Source organism: Bradyrhizobium sp. INPA03-11B, assembly GCF_040446015.1.
Taxonomy (GTDB): domain Bacteria; phylum Pseudomonadota; class Alphaproteobacteria; order Rhizobiales; family Xanthobacteraceae; genus Bradyrhizobium; species Bradyrhizobium macuxiense_A.
In genome coordinates this window covers 118,988-142,911 of the sequence record NZ_JASGSR010000001.1, presented here as the reverse complement: position 1 = coordinate 142,911, position 23,924 = coordinate 118,988, and the positions used below count along the sequence as shown (strand labels likewise).

21 protein-coding genes are annotated in these 23,924 nt (G+C 64.2%); 13 read left to right on the top strand and 8 right to left on the bottom strand.

Annotation, left to right across the window (positions count from 1 at the left end):
* Nucleotides 1-19: 19 nt before the first annotated feature.
* The 3 genes from QMZ05_RS00745 to QMZ05_RS00735 form a co-directional block, all read right to left on the bottom strand.
* Nucleotides 20-1,378, bottom strand: a complete 1,359-nt coding sequence (locus QMZ05_RS00745) for a hypothetical protein (protein ID WP_353699019.1) — start codon at nt 1,376-1,378, stop codon at nt 20-22.
* 58 nt (nt 1,379-1,436) lie between these two features.
* A complete protein-coding gene (locus QMZ05_RS00740; RefSeq protein ID WP_353699018.1) occupies nt 1,437-3,782 on the bottom strand; it encodes a hypothetical protein in 2,346 nt (781 codons plus the stop codon).
* Between the two features lie 180 nt (nt 3,783-3,962).
* Nucleotides 3,963-4,238 (bottom strand): hypothetical protein, encoded by a 276-nt coding sequence (locus QMZ05_RS00735; RefSeq protein WP_353699017.1) that lies wholly within the window; start codon nt 4,236-4,238, stop codon nt 3,963-3,965.
* Between the two features lie 211 nt (nt 4,239-4,449).
* Here QMZ05_RS00735 and QMZ05_RS00730 point away from each other — a divergent pair, with 211 nt between their 5' ends.
* The 11 genes from QMZ05_RS00730 (at nt 4,450) to QMZ05_RS00680 (ending at nt 14,636) form a co-directional block, all read left to right on the top strand.
* Nucleotides 4,450-5,151 (top strand): RNA polymerase sigma factor, encoded by a 702-nt coding sequence (locus QMZ05_RS00730; protein WP_095735623.1) that lies wholly within the window; start codon nt 4,450-4,452, stop codon nt 5,149-5,151.
* A gap of 139 nt (nt 5,152-5,290) precedes the next feature.
* Nucleotides 5,291-6,115 carry a flagellin gene (locus QMZ05_RS00725; protein ID WP_029080085.1) on the top strand — a complete coding sequence of 275 codons (825 nt, stop codon included), beginning with the start codon at nt 5,291-5,293 and terminating at the stop codon, nt 6,113-6,115.
* A gap of 63 nt (nt 6,116-6,178) precedes the next feature.
* Nucleotides 6,179-7,885, top strand: coding sequence for a flagellar filament capping protein FliD (gene fliD / locus QMZ05_RS00720; protein ID WP_353699016.1), 1,707 nt, complete (start codon nt 6,179-6,181; stop codon nt 7,883-7,885).
* Complete coding sequence (locus QMZ05_RS00715; protein WP_353699015.1) at nt 7,885-8,319, top strand: flagellar export chaperone FliS; 435 nt, start codon at nt 7,885-7,887, stop codon at nt 8,317-8,319. Before fliD ends, QMZ05_RS00715 begins: the two co-directional genes overlap by 1 nt.
* 135 nt (nt 8,320-8,454) lie before the next feature.
* Complete coding sequence (locus QMZ05_RS00710) at nt 8,455-8,976, top strand: hypothetical protein (RefSeq protein ID WP_353699014.1); 522 nt, start codon at nt 8,455-8,457, stop codon at nt 8,974-8,976.
* 237 nt (nt 8,977-9,213) lie between these two features.
* Nucleotides 9,214-9,885 carry a FlgD immunoglobulin-like domain containing protein gene (locus QMZ05_RS00705; protein ID WP_353699013.1) on the top strand — a complete coding sequence of 224 codons (672 nt, stop codon included), beginning with the start codon at nt 9,214-9,216 and terminating at the stop codon, nt 9,883-9,885.
* Between the two features lie 19 nt (nt 9,886-9,904).
* Entirely contained in the window at nt 9,905-11,176 is a 1,272-nt protein-coding gene (flgE, locus tag QMZ05_RS00700) for a flagellar hook protein FlgE (RefSeq protein ID WP_353699012.1), read from the top strand.
* Nucleotides 11,173-11,430 (top strand): hypothetical protein, encoded by a 258-nt coding sequence (locus QMZ05_RS00695; protein WP_353699011.1) that lies wholly within the window; start codon nt 11,173-11,175, stop codon nt 11,428-11,430. The genes flgE and QMZ05_RS00695 overlap by 4 nt, the downstream gene beginning before the upstream one ends.
* A gap of 19 nt (nt 11,431-11,449) precedes the next feature.
* Complete coding sequence (locus QMZ05_RS00690) at nt 11,450-11,905, top strand: flagellar protein FlgN (RefSeq protein WP_353699010.1); 456 nt, start codon at nt 11,450-11,452, stop codon at nt 11,903-11,905.
* A gap of 27 nt (nt 11,906-11,932) precedes the next feature.
* The gene (gene flgK, locus QMZ05_RS00685; RefSeq protein WP_353699009.1) at nt 11,933-13,711 is read left to right on the top strand and encodes a flagellar hook-associated protein FlgK; all 1,779 of its coding nucleotides are present in this window, start codon (nt 11,933-11,935) and stop codon (nt 13,709-13,711) included.
* Between the two features lie 16 nt (nt 13,712-13,727).
* A complete protein-coding gene (locus tag QMZ05_RS00680) occupies nt 13,728-14,636 on the top strand; it encodes a flagellin (RefSeq protein WP_353699008.1) in 909 nt (302 codons plus the stop codon).
* Between the two features lie 192 nt (nt 14,637-14,828).
* On the opposite strand, the gene QMZ05_RS00675 is transcribed toward QMZ05_RS00680, so the two are convergent.
* The 3 genes from QMZ05_RS00675 to QMZ05_RS00665 all read right to left on the bottom strand — a co-directional run bounded on the left by QMZ05_RS00675 (nt 14,829) and on the right by QMZ05_RS00665 (nt 17,792).
* A complete protein-coding gene (locus QMZ05_RS00675) occupies nt 14,829-15,767 on the bottom strand; it encodes a transporter substrate-binding domain-containing protein (RefSeq protein WP_353699007.1) in 939 nt (312 codons plus the stop codon).
* Nucleotides 15,764-16,057 carry a cytochrome c gene (locus tag QMZ05_RS00670; protein WP_245321019.1) on the bottom strand — a complete coding sequence of 98 codons (294 nt, stop codon included), beginning with the start codon at nt 16,055-16,057 and terminating at the stop codon, nt 15,764-15,766. Before QMZ05_RS00670 ends, QMZ05_RS00675 begins: the two co-directional genes overlap by 4 nt.
* A 70-nt stretch (nt 16,058-16,127) precedes the next feature.
* Nucleotides 16,128-17,792, bottom strand: a complete 1,665-nt coding sequence (locus tag QMZ05_RS00665; protein ID WP_353699006.1) for a methanol/ethanol family PQQ-dependent dehydrogenase — start codon at nt 17,790-17,792, stop codon at nt 16,128-16,130.
* Between the two features lie 676 nt (nt 17,793-18,468).
* Between QMZ05_RS00665 and QMZ05_RS00660 the strand changes: the two genes are divergently transcribed.
* Complete coding sequence (locus tag QMZ05_RS00660) at nt 18,469-18,867, top strand: calcium-binding protein (RefSeq protein WP_353699005.1); 399 nt, start codon at nt 18,469-18,471, stop codon at nt 18,865-18,867.
* A gap of 341 nt (nt 18,868-19,208) precedes the next feature.
* Entirely contained in the window at nt 19,209-19,289 is an 81-nt protein-coding gene (gene pqqA / locus QMZ05_RS00655) for a pyrroloquinoline quinone precursor peptide PqqA (protein ID WP_009031067.1), read from the top strand.
* A 254-nt stretch (nt 19,290-19,543) separates the two neighbouring features.
* Here the strand turns inward: pqqA and QMZ05_RS00650 are convergent, their stop codons facing one another.
* Together QMZ05_RS00650 and QMZ05_RS00645 are read right to left on the bottom strand one after the other, a co-directional pair.
* On the bottom strand, nt 19,544-22,672 hold the full coding sequence (locus tag QMZ05_RS00650; RefSeq protein WP_353699004.1) for an efflux RND transporter permease subunit: 3,129 nt from the start codon (nt 22,670-22,672) through the stop codon (nt 19,544-19,546).
* Nucleotides 22,665-23,819, bottom strand: a complete 1,155-nt coding sequence (locus tag QMZ05_RS00645) for an efflux RND transporter periplasmic adaptor subunit (protein WP_353699003.1) — start codon at nt 23,817-23,819, stop codon at nt 22,665-22,667. The genes QMZ05_RS00650 and QMZ05_RS00645 overlap by 8 nt, the downstream gene beginning before the upstream one ends.
* Nucleotides 23,820-23,924: the final 105 nt, after the last annotated feature.

Below are 23,924 nucleotides of genomic sequence, written 5' to 3'. Positions count from 1 at the left end.
TCTTGCTCTCGTGCCGATATCAGCCGCGTTGCCCGGCCATGACGACGACGCTGCCGGCATCGCGGGATTGGCCCACGGTGCGGAACAGGTCGGCCGGCAAGGTCTGCCACGGCGCAATCTCGATGATCCGGTTGTTCGCGCTGGTGGCTGCCGATTTCGCCGCGCGGATATCGTCCTGCCAGGGGCAGAGCGCCAGCTCGAGCCGGCCGAACCCGCCGCAATCGGTGGCGAATGCGCCGGTGACCGCCTCGATGCTGGCAGCCATCTCGCGTGCGTCGCTGGTTGCGATGTCGCGCATGATCACCGTGATTGCGTCATTCGAGGCCGCCTGCGACTTGATCACGATCATGGCATCGCGGCCGCCGCTGCGGCTGGCGCGCCGGGCGGGGCGCATCGCGACGCCGAATTCGATGTCGGGTCCGAGATCGCTGTTGTCGGTGGGCAGGTTGTGAACGATCGTGATGTGGCGTGGCGTGCCGGCGTCCTCAGTGGGAGCATGGCACGAGCGCGGCAGCCAGACGGTGTCGAGCGCCATCTGCGACGACGTCAGGCTCCAGGCCTGGTCGAGCAGGTAGCCCTCCCAGACCGCGGGATAGGCGGTCGCGATGTGATGCCAGTTGCGCAGCAGCGCTTCGGCGGCCGGGGTGCGGCCGAGATAGAGGGTGCGCGCCGACATCTCCCACCGGTTCCACTTGTGGAGCGCGATGTCGCAATCGAGGAATGACGGCAGCAGCGGCGGCTCGCTGAGCGTTGCATCGGCCTCGATGAAGAGCAGCGGCTCACGGTGCTCTTGCCACATCCGCAGCATGAAGCCGGACTTCTCGGATGGGCGCATGTGCTCGCCATCGGCGGTGTCGATCGGCGCGATGTCGCAGGCGATCTCGAATTCAGCCAGCTTCTCCCGGAGCGCGCGGGCATGATCGTCGCCGCGGGCGCGCGGATAGCAGGACACCACGCGCAGCGCGGCCTCGGATCGCGAGCCCTCCGTCGGCGCGATCGGGCGCCAGTTGAGGCCGCCCCACCACATCTCGTGCGGACCATCGAAGCTCGGCCCGATCGTCCCGAAGTCGGTGAGCTTGGACTTCAGGAAATCGAAGGCGGGATTCTCGCCGAACGGTATAACGACTGCGCAGTCGGTGCGCAGCGACCGGTAGAGCAATTCGGCGGCGGGGCCGCTCGGCGGTTCAACGACAATGATGACGCCATGGTCCCGCCCCGGCACAGAACCGGCCCGATGGACGGCCGCGCCTCCGAGCCGGTCGGACAGCCATGCGAGCCGCCGGCGCTGTGCGGCGCTCATCCGGATGCCGTCCGCCGCCAGTAATTGATCGAAATTCGTCTGCAAGCCGTCCGCTTGCATCGTGTCAGCCGAAATCATGCCCGCGCTACCCCTCGTTAACCTTCTACGGGCGGGGCGGCCAGATCAGGCGGACAAATCAGTTGCCGTTGGTTGCCTGCGCGCCATTGCCCGCGCGCCAGGACAGCGTGGCAGAGGGGGCTCCGTTGCCGTCGCGGTCCTTGACCGCAAGGATGCGGTCATGGTCAAGTGCGGTCAGCGCGATCGTGTAGATCGCAACATCGTCTTCGAAGCCGTCGACCGGGATCAACAGCATGCCGTCGTCACTGGCGGCGCGGAACTGACGGCCGCTCCTCTCGAGGCCAGCTTCGATCAGCCGAAGTTCCGCGATCGTCTTCACGTTCGAACTCTCGGCAGCCTTCGCGACGCTCTCGCCATATTGCACCGTGATGCCGTGGAGCATTCCGTGACGGGTGAGCCTTGCCAGCGGCAGCGCGATGGTCGCGACCGCCATGCGGCGCGAGAGGGGAATCCGCAGGCGGAGATCGCCGAGCCCGGTATGATTGACGCTGACGGCTTCCAGCGATGCCTGGCCGTCGCGCCCGAACAGGCCGACCTGCAAGGTCCCGCATTGCGCCTCGCCGAACACGTTCGCAGGCAGGCGATTGGCGCCGAACAACGTGTAGAGATAGGCGTGCGATGGCGACAGCGCGGCGAAGCTCCCGGCCAGCCACATCGGCGGGGCCGGGGCCGTGCATGCCGTCGAGAGGCCGCGGGCGATGATGCAATCGTTGATGAAATTGGCGTCGAGCAGCGGCGCCAGCGCCTGCGTGCCGAGGTTGACGTCGTGCTTGATGCCGCCGAGCAGCACGAGCTCATCATCATCGGGCAGCAGCAGCAGGCGTCCGAGCACGGCGGCGGCCCAGCGCGCCGCAACCGCGGGGTCCGCGTCGGGCTGCAATGCGTAGCGCGGCGCCAGCTCACGGGCGCGCGCCGCATAGGCCAGCGTCCCGGATTGCACCTCGTTCGCCAGCGCGAGCTGAGCGGCGGGGCGCTGGTCGCCTTCGCGCAACACCTCGCCGCCGTGATAGTCGCGCGCCGATCCCTGATCGGAGCAGCAAAGCTGCTCCAGCAATGCGACGTTGCGGATCAGCATGCGCTTGACGTGCGGCGTGACGATCCGATCCGAGATCAGGCCTTCCGCGGTGTCGTCATCGGCGATGTCGTCGAAGGCATCGTCGAGCGTCAGCAGATAGGTGCCATGCAGGCGGATGCGAATGCCCTCGCGATCGAAGATGCGCCGCAGCGACTTCTGCACGCTTGCGGAGTAGCCGAGATCGACGAGGATCAGGTCGGTGCAGCCGTCGAAGTCCGCGATCTTGGCGCGAAGATAGGCGAGCAGGCGCGTGCGCACGCCGGCGGCGATATCGGTGATTTCGCGCGGGTCCATCAGATCGGGCAGGGCGTCGGCGAGCTCGCGGCCGCTCGCAATGCCGTCGGGATATCGTGCGAAGAACTTCATCACGGCAGGTGGCTGCACCTTGACGATGTCGACGAAGGTCGCCGCGTCGATCTTGACGACGCGGCTCAACAGCTCGCTGAGAGGCTCGAGCGTATCGGCGGATCCGACCAGGCTGACGCGGCGATTGATCTCGACATAGGCGCCGGTCTCGCCATGGCTTGATTGCCAGACGCGGTACGGCAGCAGGCCGTCGCGGCCGAGGAATCCGATCGCAACGCGCGCGCCCTCGCGAGCCAGCGCAGCACGCCGCGCTTCGATGAAAGCGTCGAACGCCGCCATGACAGGGCCGAGCACGGTCACGCCGAGATTGAAGGCCGGAGAATGCTCTGCGCTCCGTGCTGTCACCACACGCCGCAGCGTGCGTGCGCCACAATCGAGCCGCGACGGCTGATCGGGACACAGCAATTCGAACATCGATGTTTCGCGCTGAAGCTTCGATGCCAGTGCCGCGCTGGCCTGCGGATAGTAGCGTGGACGGATGCCGTGGCGCCGGGCGCCCTTGATGTCGGCGTTGTGATTGTCGCCGATGTGGAACGAACTCGTCGCATCGACGCTCTGCTCGGCGAGATAGGCCTCGAACAGCGCCTCGCTCTTGCTGCTGCCGTGATCGCAGGATGCGTAGAGGAAATCCCAGCTCAGTCCAGGACTGCAGGACCGCAGCAGCTGCGCGAGCTGGTCGGTGCTCCAGTAGGTGTCGGAGATGAAGCCGGTGCGGAAACCGCCGTGCCTCATGTCGATATATTGCTCGAGCATTTCCGGATTGACGCGGCACAGCTCGAGCTCGGCTTCGAATTCGATCTGCGCGAGATCCTGCAACGCGTCGCGGCTCAGGCCGAACAGCCTGAATGGAAAGTACTTATAGATGTCGGCGATGCGCACCTCGGTGGAGCCGCTGCGCTCCAGCGCCAGCTTGCGCGCACGCGCCTCCGCCTGGATTCGATGCTGAACGAAACTGACGGACATGTTCGGAAATTTTTCAGCAATGCGCGAAAGCTGAAAAACCCTTTCAAATACGCCATCCGGCGTCGTGCAGGCGCGCAACAGAAACGTATCGAAAACATCGAATGAACATGCAGAAACATTCTGCGCTCGACGCGTTGCGTCGACCATCATGATCGTCATGCGCAAAATTCCCGCCAGTCCTCATGCGTTGAACGTGTGCGTGAGACAAATCAGGCGCGTCAGTTCAAAAAAGTTGATGCGAGATTCGAAAATGCGCGCTTCGCGACTGACAGATTCAAAAAATCCGATAACGTCGAAATGGTGATTCGGAAAAAATTGCCTAGTCGCAATCGTCGAATGCAAGATGGCGACCAACGGCGATGGATCACTCGCATGCTCCGCGCATGCATGTGTTCGCTTGGCGTTAGTTGATGTGACAACAGCGATTTCCGGCGCGACGAACTTTTCCGCGGGCATGCGAGGCGATGCTGAACGACTGCTCCAGACTCCGTAGAATTGCTGGCTGCGCCTTCGCGCAGCGGCAGCTTTTGCCGGGCGGTCGGCAAAAGCATCCAGTTAAGCATTTGAAAAATAACGAAAAAAGTCCGCCTGGTTTGCTCAGCCCCTCCGTTCAACGCTCAGAAGCCGCATGGGATGTGTGCCTGCGGCGTTGGTTGGAGAGCGGCGGATGAGTTACGCGCTTGATGTGATGGCGGCAGTCGAAGTGGAGGCCACGGCGGCCGCGGCTGCGCCGGTCGAAGCGGCTGCTCCCTGGAGCAACGTCCCCACGGTTGCCGACGCGGGCCCACTCGACACCGTCGAGATCCAGGACGAGGACAAGGAACTGCTCGACCGCCTCGCCGCCGGCGACGAGGCGGCGTTTCGTGCTCTCGTCGAACGCCATGTCGATCGCGCGTACGCGATCGCGCTGCGCATCGTCGGCAACGCCGCAGACGCCGAAGACGTGGTGCAGGACACGATGCTGAAGGTGTGGACGCATCGCGGCCGCTGGCAGCATGGCCGCGCCAAGTTCTCGACCTGGCTCTATCGCGTCGTCAGCAACCGTTGCATCGATCTGCGCCGCAAGCCGCGCACCGAGAATGTCGACGTCGTGCCGGAGGTCGCCGACACGCAGCTCGACGCAAGCACCGTGATCGAGCGCAACGAGATCGGCAATCTCCTGGAGGTCGCGATGCAGCGGCTGCCCGAGCAGCAGCGCGTCGCGGTGATCCTCTCGTATCACGAGAACATGAGCAACGGCGAGATCGCCGAGGTGATGGACACGACCGTGGCCGCGGTGGAGTCGCTGCTGAAGCGCGGGCGGCAACAGCTGCGCGAGATGCTCAAGCGGCACGAGCGCGACCTGCGCGGCGCGTTTACCGACTGCTAACCATAAATTTCGGCTTCTGAAGATTTCGCGCCTGACCACCGGCGGCCGACCCGTTTGATCGGGCGGACGGGGGCTGGAACCGCGTCACCTCACTTTTCACGATGCGGCATGCCATGCCCCATCAGCACAGGAGCTACTCATGCCCGCAATTTCCACCAACACCGCCGCCAACTCCGCGGTCCGTTACCTCAACATCAACTCGCAGCAGGAAACCAGCGCGCTGTCGAAGCTGTCGAGTGGTTCGCGCATCACTTCGGCTTCCGACGACGCCGCCGGCCTCGCGATCTCGACCCGCATTTCTTCCGACATCACGACGCTGCAGCAGGCGGCCACCAACGCCGCGCAGGCGACCTCGATCCTGCAGACTGCCGACGGCGGCGCCTCCAACATCTCGGACATCCTGGCCCGCATGAAGTCGCTGGCCTCCGAGTCCGCCTCCGGCACCGTCGCCGACTCCAGCCGCGCCTACATCAACTCGGAATTCACGCAGCTCAAGGGCGAAATCGACTCCATCGCTTCCGGCACCCGCTACAGCAGCCAGAGCCTGCTCGATGGTTCGAGCGTGTTCTCCTCGGGCGTCTCGGTGCTGGTCGGCTCGACCTCGGCCGACACCATCACGATCACCCTGACCAGCCTGACGGCGTCCTCGCTCGGCGTGACCTCGCTCGACGTCTCCAGCCTGTCGAGCGCCACCAGCGCGATGTCGGCCCTCGATAGCGCGATCGACACCGTGTCGTCGGCCCGCGCCGAGATCGGCGCCCAGGAATCCCGCTTCAACTTCTCGGCCGACTCGATCTCGACCCAGACCCAGAACCTGCAGTCCGCCAACTCGGCGATCAAGGACGTCGATATCGCCTCCGAACAGGCGACGCTGTCCTCGGCCGAAGTGAAGACCCAGGCTGCGGTTTCGGCGGAAACGGCGGCGAACCAGATGCCGCAGTACCTGCTGAAGCTGCTCGGCTAACTTGAACGACGGATCGGGCCGGCATGATGCCGGCCCGATTTTCATTGCGGCGGAAGTGTCGACATGACGGTTAGCAGCGCCACCACGGGCACCTCGAGCACGACAAGCACGACGTCGGCGAGTTCCGCCAGCACGGTGATAACGACCGGCACCACCAATTCGGCCAGTATCGACTGGAGTGCCCTGATAGAGGCCGAGGTCAACGCCAAGCTGGCCGCGGCGACCACGATCACCACGTCGATCACCGCCAACCAGGCCAAGATCACAGCCTACCAATCCCTGCAGACCGAGCTCTCGACGCTGGCGACCGGGCTGTCGTCGCTCAGCAGCTCGATCATCAATTCGATTGCCACCAACGCGTTCGCCACGCGTTCGGCAACGATTTCCTCCACCGGCGACGTCAGCGCGTCCTCGGCGCTCAACATGAGCGTCAACAGCGGCTCGGCCACCGGCGATCACACGCTCCAGATCACCCAGCTCGCGACCGCGCAGAAGGTGATCGGCTCCACGCAGTCGAGCACGTCGACGGCGCTGGGCCTCTCCGGCACGTTCTCGCTCGGGCTGGCCGGCGGCAGCAGCGCGGCGATCTCGATCACCAGCGGGATGTCGATGCAGGATGTCGTCGACACGATCAACGCCCAGACCTCGGCCACCAACGTCCAGGCCTCGATCGTCCAGGTGTCGAGCGGGTCCTATGAGATGGTGCTGACGGGGACCCAGGACGCCGCCAACATCACCTATTCGTCGACCTCGGGCGACGACATCCTGAACAAGCTCGGCGTCACCGACACGACGGGAGCCTTCACCGACGTGCTGCAGAAGGCGCAGTCCGCGCAATTCACGCTCGACGGCATCGCGCTTACCCGCAACACCAACGATATTTCCGACGTGCTGTCGGGCGTCACCTTCGATCTGCTGCAACCGACGCCGAGCGGCACCAGCCTGAACATCAGCATCCAGACCGACACCAGCCAGATCACCACGGCGCTGCAGACCTTCGTCACCAACTACAACGCGTTTCGCGACCAGGTGATCGCACAGTCGGCGCAGAATTCCGACGGTACGGCCGCATCGAGCGCGGTGCTGTTCGGCGACAGCACGATGCGCGATATCATGACCCAGCTCCAGCAGGTGCTCAGTGGATCGGTCAACGGCATGACGATGGCCGATCTCGGCCTGTCGTTCAACGAGAACAACGAGCTGCAGCTCGACACCGGCACGCTGTCGACCGTGCTGACGCAGAACCTGACCGGCGTCACCAAGCTGCTGTCGGCGCAGACCACGACGTCGTCGAGCCAGTTGAACGTCGTCAACACCGGCACCTCGCCGCAATCCTTCACGCTCGACGTCACGGTGGATTCGACCGGCACGTTGAGCGGCGCGTCCGTTCGCGGCGACAGTTCCGGCTTTTCGGTGGTCGGCAACACAATTATCGGCAATTCGGGCACGATCTACGCCGGCATGGCGTTCACCTACACCGGCTCGACCTCGCAATCGATCACCGTGTCGTCGACATCGGGTCTTGCGTCGCAGATCTACCAGCTCGCGCACACCAGTGCCGGGACCACCGGTCAGCTGCAGACGCTGATCACCAATCTGCAGTCGCGCGACACCGATCTGCAGTCCCAGGTCAGCGACATCCAGAGCAATGCGGCGACCTTCAAGGCGCAGCTGCAGCTCCAATATGCCAATTATCAGGCCGCCATCGAAAGCGCGAACAACACGCTCGGCTACCTGAGCGCCCTCCTGAACGCATCATCGAGTAAATAATGACCCAGAATGCAATGGCCTACCACGCCAACAATGCCTATCGATCCGCCGCGGTGGCGGTCCCGCCGTTGAAGGCGGTGGTGATGCTGTGCGACGGCGCCATCACGTTGCTGCAGAAGGCGCTGGATGCGCAGGAGGCGAAGCGGTTCGAGGAAGGGCATGCCTATCTGACGCGGGCGACCGCGATCCTGCGCGGACTGAGCCACCATCTCGACGTCACCCGCGGCGGCGCGATGGCCGATCGCCTGTTCCGGACCTACAATGCCCTGATCATTGCCTGCCTGCGCTCCTACGGCCGGCCGCAGGCCAGGGAGAATTTCCGGCGCATCATCGCCAGCCTGACAGAACTTCGCGACGCCTGGAAGTACGTCGAGGCAACCGCCGGCAAGGTCAAGACACCCGACAAGACGCTCGAATCAGCCGCCGGTCGCTGAGCGCGGGAAGGGCGCGAATCACCCGGCGAAGCGGCTTCTCCGGGTGGGGGCAGGGCACCGGGTGAGGCGTCCTGGTGCGGAAAATGGCCGCCCGGTGCGCACCATGCTGGACCCGACGCGCCGGGGCGGCGGAAATTGATTTCCGCCGTCCCGCGAATGCTTTATGACGGCCTTGGCGACGAGGCTGGATCTGCGCGCGGGATGGACGTTGCGACATTCGAAGACCTGATCGACCGGCTGGGGGAGGATCTGTCCCGCTGGCCCGACGATCAACGTCTTGCCGCCGTCCAGCTGCTCGCCTCCTCGGCCGAGGCGCGGACGCTCTATGAGCAGGCCAGCGCGGTGCGCCGGGCGCTCGCGGCGCCACCGGTTCGTGCCCCCAAGGGCCTTGCCGACCGCATCGTGACCGCGGCGGCGAAACTCCCGCAAGAGAAACCGCCCCAAGAGAAACTGCCCCAAGAGGGACTGCCGCAAGCGCCGGCTTCTGAGCCGGCTTCGCCCGCGGCGCAGCCAAACGATGCGCAAAGCCAAGGCGAGTCCGCCCAGCAAGGCAAGGTGCTGCCGGCCTTGTTGCTGGCGCTGTGCCTGTTGCCCGCGCTGGCGCCGCCGGCATTGATGCTCGGCGAACCTGATCTGCCGATCAGCCTCTCGCTCTAAGCTCTCCGCATCCCCTTCAAGACATGCCGTGCGTTCTCGCGGCGGGTTGGCCCGCGCGCGTTTGCGCGCTTCGAGACCGCGGCCGATCGGCAAATTCTGCCGACTAATCAAGTGATTCCGCGCCGATGAATCCGCGCCTGAAATCGGCGCGTCATCCGTTTTATCTGCGAACGACTTCACGATCCCAATGTTCCAACGCGTTCCGTCGCCTTAGCCCGCGGCGAAGAGAGCCTTGTCATGACCGTTTCCTCGGCAACCTCTGCTGCAACCTCCGCCGCCTCGAGCTCGTCGTCGAGTTCGTCAACGAGCGCGTCGATGGGGATGAGCTCGACCGATTTCCTCAACCTGCTGGTCAGCGAGCTGCAGAGTCAGGATCCGCTGAACGCCACCAGCACGACCGACTTCATCAACCAGCTCACCTCCTACGCCAACTTCACCGAACAGCAGTCGACCAACGCCAGCATGACGTCGCTCGCGAGCTCGTTCTCGAGTCTCGTGACGCTCAACTCGGTCAACTATATCGGCCACACCGTCGAGGCGAAGACGAACACGGCGGAACTGACCAACGGCTCGGCAACCTTCGGCTACTCGCTCACCTCGGCGGCTTCCAACGTCGCGATCACGATCCAGGATTCGTCGGGCAACACGGTGTGGAGCGGCAAGGGGACCGGAAACGCCGGCTCCAATACCTTCACCTGGAACGGCCAGACCACGAGCGGCACCCAGCTCAGCAATGGCGGCCAGTACACGATCCAGGTGACTGCGACCGACTCCGCCGGAAACTCACTGCTCAGCTACACCTCGATGACGGGAACGGTGACCGGGATCGATGCCTCTGGCTCGACGCCCTCGCTGCTTGTGAACGGCGTCCCGGTCAGCGCCGCCAACATCATCGGCGTCACGTCCTGATTGCTACCGGAGTATTATCATGAGTCTTACTGGAGCACTTTCCTCGGCGATCTCGGCGCTCAATTCGCAGAGCCAGTCGCTGGCAATGATTTCCGACAACATCTCGAACGCCGATACCACTGGTTACAAGACCACGTCGGCGATGTTCGAAGACCTGGTGACGGCGTCGAACACCGCAACCTCGTACACGTCCGGCGGCGTCACGGTGTCCGGCCGCGCCAACATCACCCAGCAGGGCCTGTTGTCCGCGACCACCAATGCAACCGACGTCGCGATCCAGGGCAGCGGTTTCTTCGTCACCACCAACGCGACGGCCGGCGGCACCACCTCGTATACGCGCAACGGTGCGTTCACCACCGACAATCAGGGCTATCTCGTCAACAACGGCAATTACCTCGAGGGCTGGCGCACGGACGCGCAAGGCAACATCATCGGCAATGCCTCGGCCGCGAGTCTCGGGCCCATCAACACGCAGGTCGCCTCGACCAGCGGCAGTGCCACCACGAAGGCGACGATCGCAGCGAACCTGCCCTCGGACGCAGCGACCGGCGCCACCTTCACCAGCTCGATGACCGCTTACGACTCGCTCGGAACCGCGAATTCGATCCAGATCACCTGGACCAAGACCGGCGCCAATGCCTGGACCGCGAGTTTTGGAAACCCGACGCTTGCTTCGAACTCGAGCACCACGACGGGAACGACGAGCAGCGGCACCGTGGCGATCACCTTCAACAGCGACGGTTCGCTCGCCTCGACGAATCCGAGCCCGCCCACAATCTCGGTGACCGGCTGGACCGACGGAGCCGCCAACAGCAGCATCGCGCTCAATCTCGGCACCGTCGGCAAGACCGACGGCCTGACCCAATACGCGTCGGGCGAGACGACGCCGCAGGTCAATCTCACCGGCATTACGCCCGATGGCCTTCCTTACGGCAAGCTGAGCAGCATCGCGATCGGAAAGGGCGGCGTGGTCGATGCGACCTACTCCAATGGGCAGACCATCGCGATCTACAAGATTGCGGTTGCGACCTTCAGCGACCCGAACGGATTGAACGCCGCGAGCGACGGCATGTATTCCGCGACGGCGGCCTCCGGCAGCGCCACGCTGCAGACCTCCGGGACCAACGGCGCCGGCACGATCTACGGCAGCGAACTGGAATCGAGCACCACCGATACCAGCGGCCAGTTCTCCAACATGATCTCGGCGCAGCAGGCCTATTCGGCGGCGTCGCAGGTGATCACCACCGTCAACAAGATGTTCGATACGCTGATCTCGGCGGTGTCGCGATGATGGCAAACGCAAGCCGCGAGGATGCCTTGTTGCGGAAGCTGCGGCGCCTGACCGCGCGAGCCGGCACCGTCAAGGCCGGCGATCGGGCGCAGCTCATCGCGTTGCTCGACGACATCGGAACGTTGCGAGATCTGCTGATGCGCGAATGCGCGCGGCTCGACCAGGAATTCAACCGGACTTCGGCCCGGGTAACGGCAATCACCGCGTATGGGCGCAGCGCACAATCGGTTCGCGCCCTGCGCCGCGGACACTAGCTTGAACGGGAGCGATGACATGACACCGGAACGCAACATCAAGATCAATCCCGCGGGCAATGACGAGCGCGCCAGGTCGCTGATCGAGCTGATCGACAATCTGATCGCGATCGTGAACGAGGAGAATGTCGAGCTCGCCAAGGGCCTGCCGGCCTCGCGGCTGAAGCAGGTCGACGAGAAGAACCGGCTTGCCACCCTGTTCGAGCAGTGCGTGGCCGAAGCCGTCGGCAAGACCGCAAACCTCAACGTCCAGGATCGCGTGCTGCGCGAGCAGCTGTTGGATCGGATCATGAAGCTCCGGGTCGCGATGGACGAGAATGTGTTGCGGCTGCGCGCGGCGATCGATGCCAGCAACCGCAGGATCGAGGCGATCATGCAGGCGATCCGCGAGCAGATCGCCAACGTATCGCCTTATGGGGCCGGCGGCCGTCGCGTCACGCCCGCGATGTCCTATGGCACCAACGTGCGGGCCTGATCGGGCCGGCGCCGAAGGGAGTGAGTCGTGTCGTCGCTCGATATTGCACGAAGCATCGCATTCAGCGGGCTGTCAGCCACCCAGGTGCAGATCAGCATCGCTTCCGCCAATATCTCCAATGCCGACACCAAGGGCTATACCGAGAAGACCGCCAACCAGAGCAGCAGTGTCACCTCCGGCGTCGGCACCGGGGTTACGATCACCGGGATCAGCAGCTCGGTCGACAAGCTGCTGCTGAAGTCGCTGGTCGGAGCCGATTCCGATCTTGGCGCCGCGGACACCAACAACAGCTATCTGACCGAGCTCCAGCAGCTCTACGGCAGCACATCGAACGGGGACAGCTCGACGACGGGCACCTCGCTGGCCAATACGCTCGCGGCATTCGAATCGGCGCTGTCGTCGCTGGCGAGCACGCCGAGCAGTGCGTCGCTGCAGTCGAACGCCGTCAGCGCGCTCAACGCGGTCACGGCGCAGCTGCAGCAGACCTCGAGCGGCATCCAGAAGCTGCGCGCCGATGCCGACCAGGACATCGCCTCGTCGGTCAGCGACATCAACACCGACCTGCAGCAGATCTCCGATCTCAATAGGCAGATCAAGCAGGAAGCGGCCGCGGGCCAGCCGACCGCCGATCTCGAGGACCAGCGCAACAGCGCGCTGCAGGACCTCGCGTCGCAAATGAATGTGAGCTATTTCACCACGTCGAGCGGCGATCTGCAGGTCTATAGCGGCTCGGGCCAGGCGCTGGTCGACAGCACGGCGCACCCGTTGAGCTACACGCCGACGTCCAATGTCACGGCATCGACGACGTATGTCGCGGGATCGGCGACGAGCGGTTTCAGCGGCATTACCGTCAACGGGGTCGACATCACCTCGCAGATCACCTCCGGCAAGGTCAGCGCGCTGATCGCCCTGCGGGACCAGACATTGCCGGCCGCGCAATCGCAGCTCGACGAGCTTGCCCAGCGGTTCGCCGCGAGCGTCAACGCCGTATCGAACCAGGGCACATCGGTGCCGCCGCCGGCCAGCCTGACCGGAACCGCCACCGTGAGCAGCGCGACACCGCTGTCGGCGACGGGAACAGTGCGGATCGCGGTCGCGGACAAGAGCGGCAATCTGGTGTCCTACCAGGACCTCAATTTGGCGTCCTACACGACGGTCGGTGCTCTCGCCACCGCGATCAACGGAATCTCGGGCGTATCCGCGTCGGTCGATGCCAACGGACATTTGACGATCTCTGCCACCGGTTCCGGCAACGGCATCGCAATCAACGAGATGACGAGCTCGATCGGCAGTTCGGGCAAGGGCTTCTCGGATTACTTCGGGCTCAACGACCTGATCACCGGGACCAGCGCATCCACCATCGCGGTTCGCAGCGACATCCTCAGCGGCACGGCGGCGCTGCCGACGTCGACGCTCGATGCGTCGTCGACCTTGACGGTCGGAAACTCGGTGCTGTCGGCGGGCTCGGCGACGGTCGTGAACGCGCTCTCGAGTGCACTGACGGGGTCGACCAATTTCGCCATGGCGGGTGGGCTGGGCGCCACCACCGGCTCCTTCACCGACTATGCGGCCGCGATCGTTGCCAACGTCGCCGGCAAGGCGACCCAGGCGTCGGCGACCTACACCGCCAAGCAGACCGCGCAATCGACCTATGCGAGTTCATTGTCGTCGCAATCCGGCGTCAACATTGACCAGGAGAGCGCGAATCTGAGCGCGTTGCAGAACAAATACGCCGCCGCGTCCCAGATCATTACGGCCATCAACGCCATGTTCTCGGCGCTGATGACCGCGATGAGCTCAGGCTAGGCATGAGGTCGTCGTCATGTTGATGCGTGTTGCCACCTTCGCGCAGTCGGATCAGATGATCACCAGTGCGCTGCGCCTGCAGGCGGCGATGGCCAATGAGCAGGTGCAGGAATCCTCTGGGCTGCAAGCCGAGGATTTCGGTGGTTACGGTTCCGGCGCCGGGCGCGTGATCAATCTGCAGATCTCGGTGACGCGGGCTCAGTCCTATATCGATGCCAGCAATCTCGCCGACAACAAGGTGCAGGCGATGTATTCGGCGGTCGGCTCCGTGACCGATATCATCACGCAGCTGCGGACCCAGCTCAGCGCGGCCACCACCGGCAGCAGCACGGCGACGGCATCGGTGATCAACTACGCCCAGCAGGCGATGTCGCAGATGCAGGGGTTGCTCAACACCCAGTATGACGGCGAATATGTCTTCAGCGGCGCCCGTACCGACACGGCGCCCGCGGATCTGTCGAACTTCGACACCGGCACCGGCTCGCTGACGACATCGGATACCAGCTACTACAAGGGAGACAGCGAGATCGCGTCGGTGCGCGTCTCGGACAGCCAGTCGATTTCCTACGGCGTCACCGCCGACAATCCGGCATTCGAGCAGGTCATGCGGCTGTTGAAATACGTCGGCAACAGCACGACGTTGACGTCGGGCGATATCTCGCAGGCACTGGACCTCGCCAGCACTGCGCTCGACGCGACGTCCACGGTGCAGGCCAAGCTTTCGACCGCGGCGTCGCAGATCGAGACCGCCAGCACCGACCAGAGCGACTACCAGAATTTTGCCAAGACCCTGTCGACCAACCTGACCAGTGTCGACGTCGCCGCGGTGACGGCGCAGCTTTCGACCTATCAGGCGCAGCTGACGGCGTCCTATTCGGCGATCTCCAAGATCCAGAGCATGAACCTGGCGAGCTACCTGCGATAGCGGGGCTGACGTTCCGGTCAGTGGCCGCAAGCAGGCCCGAGCTCTTTCCCCGTCATTGCGAGGAGCGTCAGCGACGAAGCAATTCATGTCTTCGCTTGTTGCGCGATGGATTGCTTCGCTTCGCTCGCAATGACGTGGAAAGAGCGCGCGCGATGATGTGGATGGTGGTCGCCTCCCTAGCTGCAATAAGCGCTAGCGGTTCAGGATCTTCAGCCAGACATCGCCGAGGATGATCGGCTCGCGGGGCGGGAGCCAGGTGAGGTCTGCGGCCTTGCCGAGCTCTGCGATGGTGCCCTTGGCTTGCAGATCGGCCAGCACCTTGTCGACGGCCTCCAGCAGCGCCTTGTCGATTTCGAGCGCAACGTAACCGCGATTGGCGCCGATCGGATAGTAATATCCCGACGCCGTGATCTTGGTATCCGGATGGCTGGCGCGGTAGGCGTCGAACCGGCGCAGGTCGAGCAGCGTGGCGTCGTATTCGCCGCGCTCGAGTTCGCCCAACAGGTCGCTGCGCCCGGGAACGAGGTGGGTGATGTCTTCGATCAGCTTTCCCTTGTCGAAGGTCATCAGGATGGCATCGCCCAGCGTGCCGCTTTCGATCGTCAGGCGAAGGCCGGCGAGATCGCCGATATCGGCGATCTTGCGCTCCTTGATCTTGTCCTTGGCCTTGGGACCGAGCACGACGGTCATCGGCGAATAAATATAGGGCTGGCTCGGAACCAGCACCCCGATCGGGATCCGGCGGCGGCGATCGTCGCGGGTGGCGCCGTCGAAATCCGGCAGCTTGGCCGTCGTGACGCCGGGCGCCTTCAGCGAATCCGTAGTGAGCGCATAGCCGCCCACCAGCGAGCAGCGGCCGTCCGACAGCAGGGCATTGGCTTCCAGCGCCGGGCTCGAATCCTCGTCGAGCTTGCTCTCGAACCACTGGATCTTGAGCGGACGTCCGAGCCGCTCGGCAATCACTCGGGCAAGCGCCACGTCGAAGCCGGCATCCGGCTTGCCGCGATGATGCGCCGACAAGGGCGGCAGATCCTCGTCGAGGCATACCTTGAGCGGCGCGTCGGCGGCATGGGCTGCCGCCGTCATGCCAAGAAGTAGGGCCGTCGCAACGCCGGCAAGCAGGGCCCTCATTGGGGCCTCCGGCTCGACAGGAAGGCCCAAACGTCGGCGATCTCCTGCTCGCTCAGGATGTCGGCCCAGGGCGGCATCTTGCCGTTCTTGCCTTGCTTCACGGTGGTCACGAAGCGGGTCTTGTCGCCGGCAAACGCGCGCAGGTCCGGCGTGATGGTGCCGGAGTTGACCATGTTGGGCCCATGGCAGTGCGAGCAGTTCTTGGCGTAGGTGACCTTGCCTTGGTCGGCCTGACCTTCAAGGTCGATTGCACCGGCTTGCTGTGCGGCTGCCGGGATCAAGGTGATCAAGGCCGCCGCGACGGCGGCGAAGATCGCCGCCGTCAACAGGGTTACTCTTTCAGTCACGTGTGCTCCGCGCTCAGTTCTTGACCGCGAAAACCCACACCGAGCCGCCGGGTGGCACCTTGGCAAGCCGCTCGTCGCCCGAGAACAGCGAATAGACGCCGCCATAGCCCGAGGTGACGGCGACATACTGCACGCCGTCCTGCTGCCAGGTCACGGGTTGTCCTTCGATGCCCGAGCCGGTCTGGAACTGCCAGAGCTTCTTGCCGTTGTCGGCGTCGAACGCCTCGAATTCGCCGGTCAGCTGACCGGAGAACACCACGCCGCCGGCGGTGGAGAGCACGCCGGAGAAGCGCGGAATATCGCTCGGCGCTTCCCACTTCGCCTTGCCGGTCATCGGATCGATCGCCTTGAGATGGCCGCGCGGTCCGGTGCCCCATTCCCAGGGGTCGGTGAGGTCCATGCCGAGATACCATTCGCCCTGCTTGAACGTCACCGGCTCGGCCTTGTACTTGCCGCCGAAGGCGAGCGTGTTGGCGTAGGCGAGGCCGGTCTGCGGATTGAACGACATCGGCTCCCAGTTCTTGCCGCCGAGGATCGACGGGTAGACCGTGACCTTCTTGCCGTCACGGGCATCCTTGGCGACGTCCGTCTCGATCGGCCGTCCGGTCTTCAGGTCGACGCCGGTGGCCCAGTTGACGTTCACATAAGGATTGGCCGCGAGCAGCTTCCCGTTGGTGCGGTCGAGCACGTAGAAGAAGCCGTTGCGATTGGCATCCATCAGCACCTTGGTCGGCTTGCCCTCGACGTTCATGTCGGCGAGCACCATCTCGGCCACCGAGTCGTAGTCGAACGGGTTGTTCGGCGAGAACTGGTAGTGCCACTTGATCTTGCCGGTCTTCGGATCGAGCGCGAGCACCGAGCAGGTGTAGAGGTTGTCGCCGGGACGCACCGCCGAGTTGAACGGTCCGGGATTGCCGATGCCCCAATACACCGTGTTCAATTCGGCATCGTAGGAGCCGGTGATCCAGGTCGACCCGCCGCCGAGCTTCCAGGTATCGCCCTTCCAGGTGTCGCCACCGGGCTCGTCCGGGGTCGGGATCGAGTAGGTCCGCCAGAGCTTCTTGCCGGTGGCGGGATCCCAGCCGTCGATGAAGCCGCGGGTGCCGAATTCAGCGCCCGAGATGCCGGTGATCACGACGCCGTCGGCGACCAGCGGCGCCACCGTCATCGAGTAGCCTTCCTTGATGTCCGCAGCCTTCTCGCGCCACAGCTCCTTGCCGGTCTTGGCATCGAGCGCGATCACATTGGCGTCGAGGGTGGTGCGGAACAGCTTGCCGTCATAAAGGGCGGCGCCGCGATTGATGATGCCGCAGCAGACGATGCGCGGCGTCTCGGCGGGATATTCGACCTTGGTCTTCCAGATCTGCTTGCCGGTCTTGGCGTCGATCGCGATCGTGGCGTTGTGCGTGGTGACGTAGAGGACGCCCTGGTAGACGAGCGGCTGCGATTCCTCGCTGCGGTCGTCGTTCAGGCTGTAATTCCAGACCGGCACCAGATTTTTGACGGTGTCCTTGTTGATCTGGTTCAGCGTCGAGAAGCGCTGAAGGTTGTAACCCATTCCGTAATTGAGAACGTTCGACGTATCAGTCGCACCCTTGACCAACTGCTCGTTGGTCTGAGCGCTTGCACCATACGATGCAAGAAGCACGAGGCTTGCGGCCAGCGCAATGCGTCTCATCCTATCCTCCCAATGAACCTTTGCTGCACGCCTATTCCTGACGTTGCGAACGGAACCATCGGCCTGAAACCAAAACGGGTCAATACGAAAACGTGAACGAACCCCAGCCATCGCGGGAGGCCGGTCGATCGTGTCAGTTTTTCGCTGATGCGTCCGTGGCTTACCGTCGCGTGGAATACACAACGGCACCGCGCGGTTCGCACTTATGCCGCAGCGCGAACGGTTCGATCAGCTCGACGGTGCATGAGGGCAGGCGCTTGGCCGGGGCTTCGTGCCGCGCTTGTCAGGCGGCACATTGCAATTGTCGATGCGCTGCTCGTCTGTCCATTTGCGTCCGAGCCGCTCCTTGCCTGTGAGCACCCGCGGCTGAACCGCCTCGGCCGACGGGACAGGGGCCCCGTTCTGCGCGGAGACGGGTGCAATCAGACCGAGCGCAACGACGCAGCCCAACATGGTCCTGCAAATATCGCTCATGGGGTCACCTCGCGCGTTCTGGCGCAAATGCAATCGACGGAGCGCCATCGATGATGCGTCAGGCCGTCTGTTTCCACCCGAAACCCGACAGGGGCGCACCGGCTGCACTAGCTGTGGAAGCTTCGCCGAAGCTGCTATGGTGAACTTCGATTGCGGACCTGCTCCGTACCTCGCGCCGGAGCGGCATCAATGGAGACGAACGATGATCTCGCGCCGATCGCTTGCTTTGACTTTGGCTGCTGCCGTCCTGTCAGGGCCCGCTCTGGCCGCATCCGGTGGTCGCAGCGTGCTCAAGATGCTCGACCCCGACAATGACGGCACCGTCGACCTTGCCGAAGCCAAGAAGGCTCCCGCCGATCTGTTCGCGAAGCTCGATCCCGACCACGACGGTACGCTCGATGTGCGTGAATTGCGCGGACGGCTGACCGCGAAAGAGCTCAAGATGGCGGATCCGGATCACGACGGCACTCTGACGCTCGACGAATACCTCGCGGTCGTCGAGCAGCGTTTCAAGGCCGCCGATCCCGACAATGACGGAACGCTTGATGCGAAAGAGCTGAAGTCGCGCGCCGGCCGGGCGTTGCTGCGCTTGCTCAAATAGTCGCGGGCCCGCGAATTTTTCCGGACGGATTCCGGGTATTGATGCTGGATTCCGCGTATAACAAAAAAATTGCGATTTCGCTCTTGGGCAAGACGCGGCCGGCGCAATCGGGTTTCCTTCACCGTGCGTCGCCGACCGGCAGCCGGAAAATGCCTGACAGATCAGTGTCGGAATTTCCCAGCCGTTCCAAAGCCGGGCAGGCGTCCGCGAGCCGTCGTCCGTTTCGGCATGTCCAGCAGCGAAGTCGGGTCCTTACCCGCCCGGCTTGCACCCTGGAAAAGCCAGCCCTAGCTTGCCGCGCGGCGCGAGGCTTTGCGCCAACTTATACTTGGGAGAAGGAAATGGCCTGGAAAACACCGAAGATCGTCGAAGTGCCGGTCGGCATGGAAATCAACATGTACGCCTGCGCAGCGCGCAAGTAAGACCACCTGACGACCTGCCGCGGCTTCGATGGCAAACGCCGTCGGAGCCGTGGCAGTGTCGGCGGGTCCCTCGATCTCCGGACGCCGGTCGAAATCATCGCTCCGGTCCTGTCGCACAAAGCCTCACCTTAGTCGACTTCGACGATCCCGCCCAAGACCTCAACCGTCCATTGTCGGATTGTGCTGCGCTTATGCCCGGCCAGCGCCGCTGCCTGCCTGTGAAACGAATAGATCGTCACGCGCCTTGCGCGTGCTCAGGGGCGGCTCTTGAATCGCGCATATCGAAGCGCGAGGGTGGGTAGCACCAGCAGGCTCAGTGCCATCGAAGTCATCAGGCCCCCAAGGATGACGATCGCCATCGGGCCTTCGATTTCACGTCCCGGTTCTCCTGCGCCGATCGCGAGCGGCAGCAATCCGAGGCCTGTCACCAGAGAGGTCATCAGGATCGGGACGAGGCGGTCGGCCGCGCCCTCGATTACAGTATCCAGTCCCCACACGCGACCGTCGACCAGGACCAGATGCTCGTAATGCGAGATCATCAGGATCGAGTTGCGCAGCGTGATTCCGAACAGCGTGACGAACCCGACCATCGACCCGAGCGAAAGCAGGCCACCGGTTAGCGCCAGGGCGAACACGCCGCCGACAAACGCAAACGGCAAGTTGATCATGACCAGCAACAGGTTTCGCCAATGACCGGTCACCATCGCAAGCAGAACGACGATGCCCATCCCGGCCAGCAAGGAATTGACGATGAGATCGTGCCGCGACCGGGCCTGGGCCTCGGCCGCACCGGCAAACTCCACGTGAGCACCGGGCGGCAGGGTGACCTCGCGGGTCAGCTTGCGTTTGGCGGCGGCCACGAAGGATTCGAGATCGCGGCCGCTGACGTTCGCCGTGACGGTCTGAACGCGCTGCGCATTCAGGTGCTGGATCTGATAACGGCCCGAGGTCTCGTAGACGTCGGCAATTTGCTTCAGCAGAACGTAGGCGCCGCTCGGCGTGCGTACAGGCAGGTCACCGATCTGAGTGACTCGGGCGCGGGCATGCGCGTCGAGGATCACGATGACATTGAAGACGGCATTGCCTTCATATCCCTGGCCGACGACATCGCCCTGATAGGCGGTCCGAATGAGTTCGAGCGCTTCGACCGCATCGAGCCCCCAGCGCTGCAGATCCGTCGGGCGAAGCGTCACGTTGACCTGCGGCATTCCGGGCGGGGATCGTTGCTGCACGTCGGCGGCCCCCGCGACTTCATCCAGTTCGCGCGCGACGTCGCGCGCAGCGCGCTCGAGCAAATCGAGATCGGGTCCGTAGATATTGACGACCACCGCCGCGGTGAAGCCGGAGACGGTCTCCTCGACGCGTTCCGTCAGGTAGGTCTTGCTCGAGAAGGAAACACCGGGGAAGCCGGCAAGAGCGGTCCTGATGCGCGCTTCTGCGGCGGATTGTGCCCGACCCGAGAGCCCCGGCTCCAAATCGACCTCGAACTCGCTGGAATGCGGACCGACGGTGTCGATGCCGGCCTCGGCCCGGCCTGCATGCTGCGCCACCCGGCGTACACCCGGGATTTTTAAGAGCGTATCGGTCATCAGCTTGCCGATACGAAGCGATTCGTCGAGCGAGGTGCCGGGGATCGCGGAGACGTGCAGGATCAGGTGGCCTTCGCGCAGATCCGGCAGGAAGGTCCCGCCGAAGAAAGGCAGCATCGCCGCGCCGGCGATCGTCAAAACCGCGGCCGCCGTCATCACCAGCTTCGGGTAGCGCCCGATATGACGCAGCAAAGCCTGGTAGTGGCGACGGGACCACCGCACCGCAGGCGGTTCATGCAGGCGCTGTCCGCCGGTCCTGCCGACGAGGAGCAGCATGGAGAGCGCCGGCGTCACCGTAAGGGCGACCGCCAGCGAGGCGAGCACGGCCAGGATGTAGGCGATGCCCAGAGGCCCGAAGAGGCGGCCGGCAATGCCGGAAAGCGTCAGGATCGGGAAGAAGACGAGCAGCACCGCAAACGTCGCATAGGCAACAGCGGTACGCACTTCGAGGAAGGCATCGAGCACGGCGCGAGCCTCGGGTCTCGGCACCGTCGCCCGGCGGTTTTCGCGCAATCGACGTACCACATTCTCGACGCCGATCACGGCGTCATCGACGACCTCGCCGATCGCGATTGCAAGGCCGCCCAGCGTCATCGTGTTGAGCGTTTCACCCATCCATTGCAGTGCGAGCACGGCCGCAATCAACGAGAGGGGAATGGCAGTGCAGCTGATGATCGAGGTGCGCCAGTCGAACAGAAACAGAAACAGCACAACGACCACGAGCGCCCCGCCGATCAACAAGGCGTTGAGCACGTTCTCGGTCGCCGCGTCGATGAAATTGGCAGGCCGGAAAATGTCCGCATGGAGCTTGACGCCGTCGGCTTCAAGGCCCGGTCGCAGCTCTTGCAGGGCGGCTTCCGCCCGCGTGGTGACCTCTCGCGTGTTCGCGCCGTATTGCTGGCTCACCATGAGCATGATGCTGGGCACGCCGTCGATGAGGGCGGCCCCGATCGGTGGCTCGGGAGCGGTCACGACGGTGGCGACGTCGCCGAGAACCACGCTCGCGCCGCCTTCGTGCAGAAGAACGGTGCGGGCAAGCTGATCGGGCGTCAGGGACTGCCCCTGGGTTTGCAGCGTGACGCGCTGATTGGCGGTATCGATGAAGCCGGCGCCCCGTACGCCGGTGGCTTTGCGCGCGGCCGCCAATACATCGTTCATGCCGACCCGGAATCGGATCAGGTCGTCCGGGCGGACCTGCACTTGCAGAGACCTGACGTCTTTGCCGTAAGTGGATACTTGTGCCACGCCTGTGACGGCCAGAAGCCGTCTTGCCACGGTCCAGTCCGCAACGGTGCGCAATTCCATCAGCGAGCGCCGGTCGGACGTCAGGCCAATGACCAGCACCGTGCCGGCCAGCGGAGTCAACGGTGTCATCGAGGGCGGCTGCACGCCTTGCGGTAGCCGCGCTGCCACGGCCGAGAGACGCTCCGTCACCAATTGGCGCGCCCGATAGATATCGCTGCCCGGCTGGAAGACGACCGTCACGACGGAGAGGCCCTGGATCGACGACGAACGCAGGCTCTCGACGCCGGCCAGGCCGTTGATCGACGTTTCGATCTGCTGCGTGACCAGGATCTCGACATGCTCCGGGCTGAGGCCGGGAGCTTCGGTCTGGATCGTGACCTGTGGCGGTGCGAATTCGGGGAAGACGCCGTATTTGGCTTCGCCGAGCGCGAACAGGCCGTAGCCCAGCAGCGCGAACGAAAGCGCGAGCACGATGCCGCGGAAGCGGATGGCGAACGCGACGAGAGCGGCTTGCGGTCCTGAACGGTCGGAGCCGGTGCCGTCAGTCATTGTCATCGCCGCTCCGAAGCTCGCTCTTGGCCTCCTCGGACAGCAGGACCTGTGCACCCCGGATGACGATTTCGGATCCCGACGGGATGTCTCGGACGACGTAGTCGTCATCCGAGACCGGCTGATCCGTGCTGATCGGATGCCGCCGGAAGCTGTCGGGGCTCACGCGCAGGTAAACCCACGATCGGCCCTGCCATCGCACGATCGCGGTATCCTCGATGAACACGCCTTCGTAAGTGGTGCCCGACGGCACATAGACAGTGGTGTTCATGCCGGGCAGCAGACCGCTGTCGCCGGGTGCCGAGAAGAAATAGCTCAATCCCTGAATCCGGGGGTCGGTGCGTGTTGCCGGGGAGACGTACTGCAAATCGATATTCGCATTTCGCGTCGGCGCCTGTGCGAGGGCCGTTCCCGGAGTTGCGGTGACACTCACGCCGGGCGGCAGCGTCACCTGAACCAGGAACTGATCGCGCTCGATCAGCCTGACGACCGTGGGCGAACGCTCGACGATTCCGCGGCCGATCACCGGCCCCCATTCCTGCTGTGCTGTTGCTGCGAGAGTCCTGAGCTGCGATTCCGCCGCGGCAAGCGCGGCCTTGTCGGTTCGCAGCGTTCCCTCCGCGGTTTCGGCTTCCTTTCGCGGGAGCGCGGCGGAGTCGACGAGATTCTTGGTCCGGTCGAATGCGCTCTTCGCGACTTCGAGCTTGGCCTGCGCTGTCTGGAGTTGAGCCTGCGCATTGGCGTAGCTGTTGGTGAGCTCCGTGATGCGCGAGATGTCCAGCACTGCACCGTATGCGCGGAATTGCTCAGGATGCGGAGCGGCTTCCACAACCGAAGTTTCGAGCCCGATCTGTCCCTGCTGGCTGGGCGTCAGCTTGACCGGTGCCTGGTCGCTGTTTGCGGTGCGGGAGGGCTCGGTGCGGCTTGAATCCGGCTTGTCCGGCTGCGGCTCCGCCGCGGCGCGCCGAACTTGGCCCGTGACAGCCCAAGCGCCGGCGCCGAGCGCCAGCAAGCACATGGCGACCGCGACGCCGCGCCGGGAGGTTTCCGTAAGAGCCATCAGCCTGTTAGCAGTTGTGGGAACCAGCTTATTGACGAAATCAACCGGCGGCAAGGCGTCGGTTTCACGGTTGTTGGCTCGGGTCACGCCGGTGTGCTGCGGGGCCGCGACGGCCGGGTTCCGCTTGATCTCGCGCGAAAATGAAACTTCCGGCTGCTGTGGGCGTAGCGCTTATGTTATCTTTTTGATGAC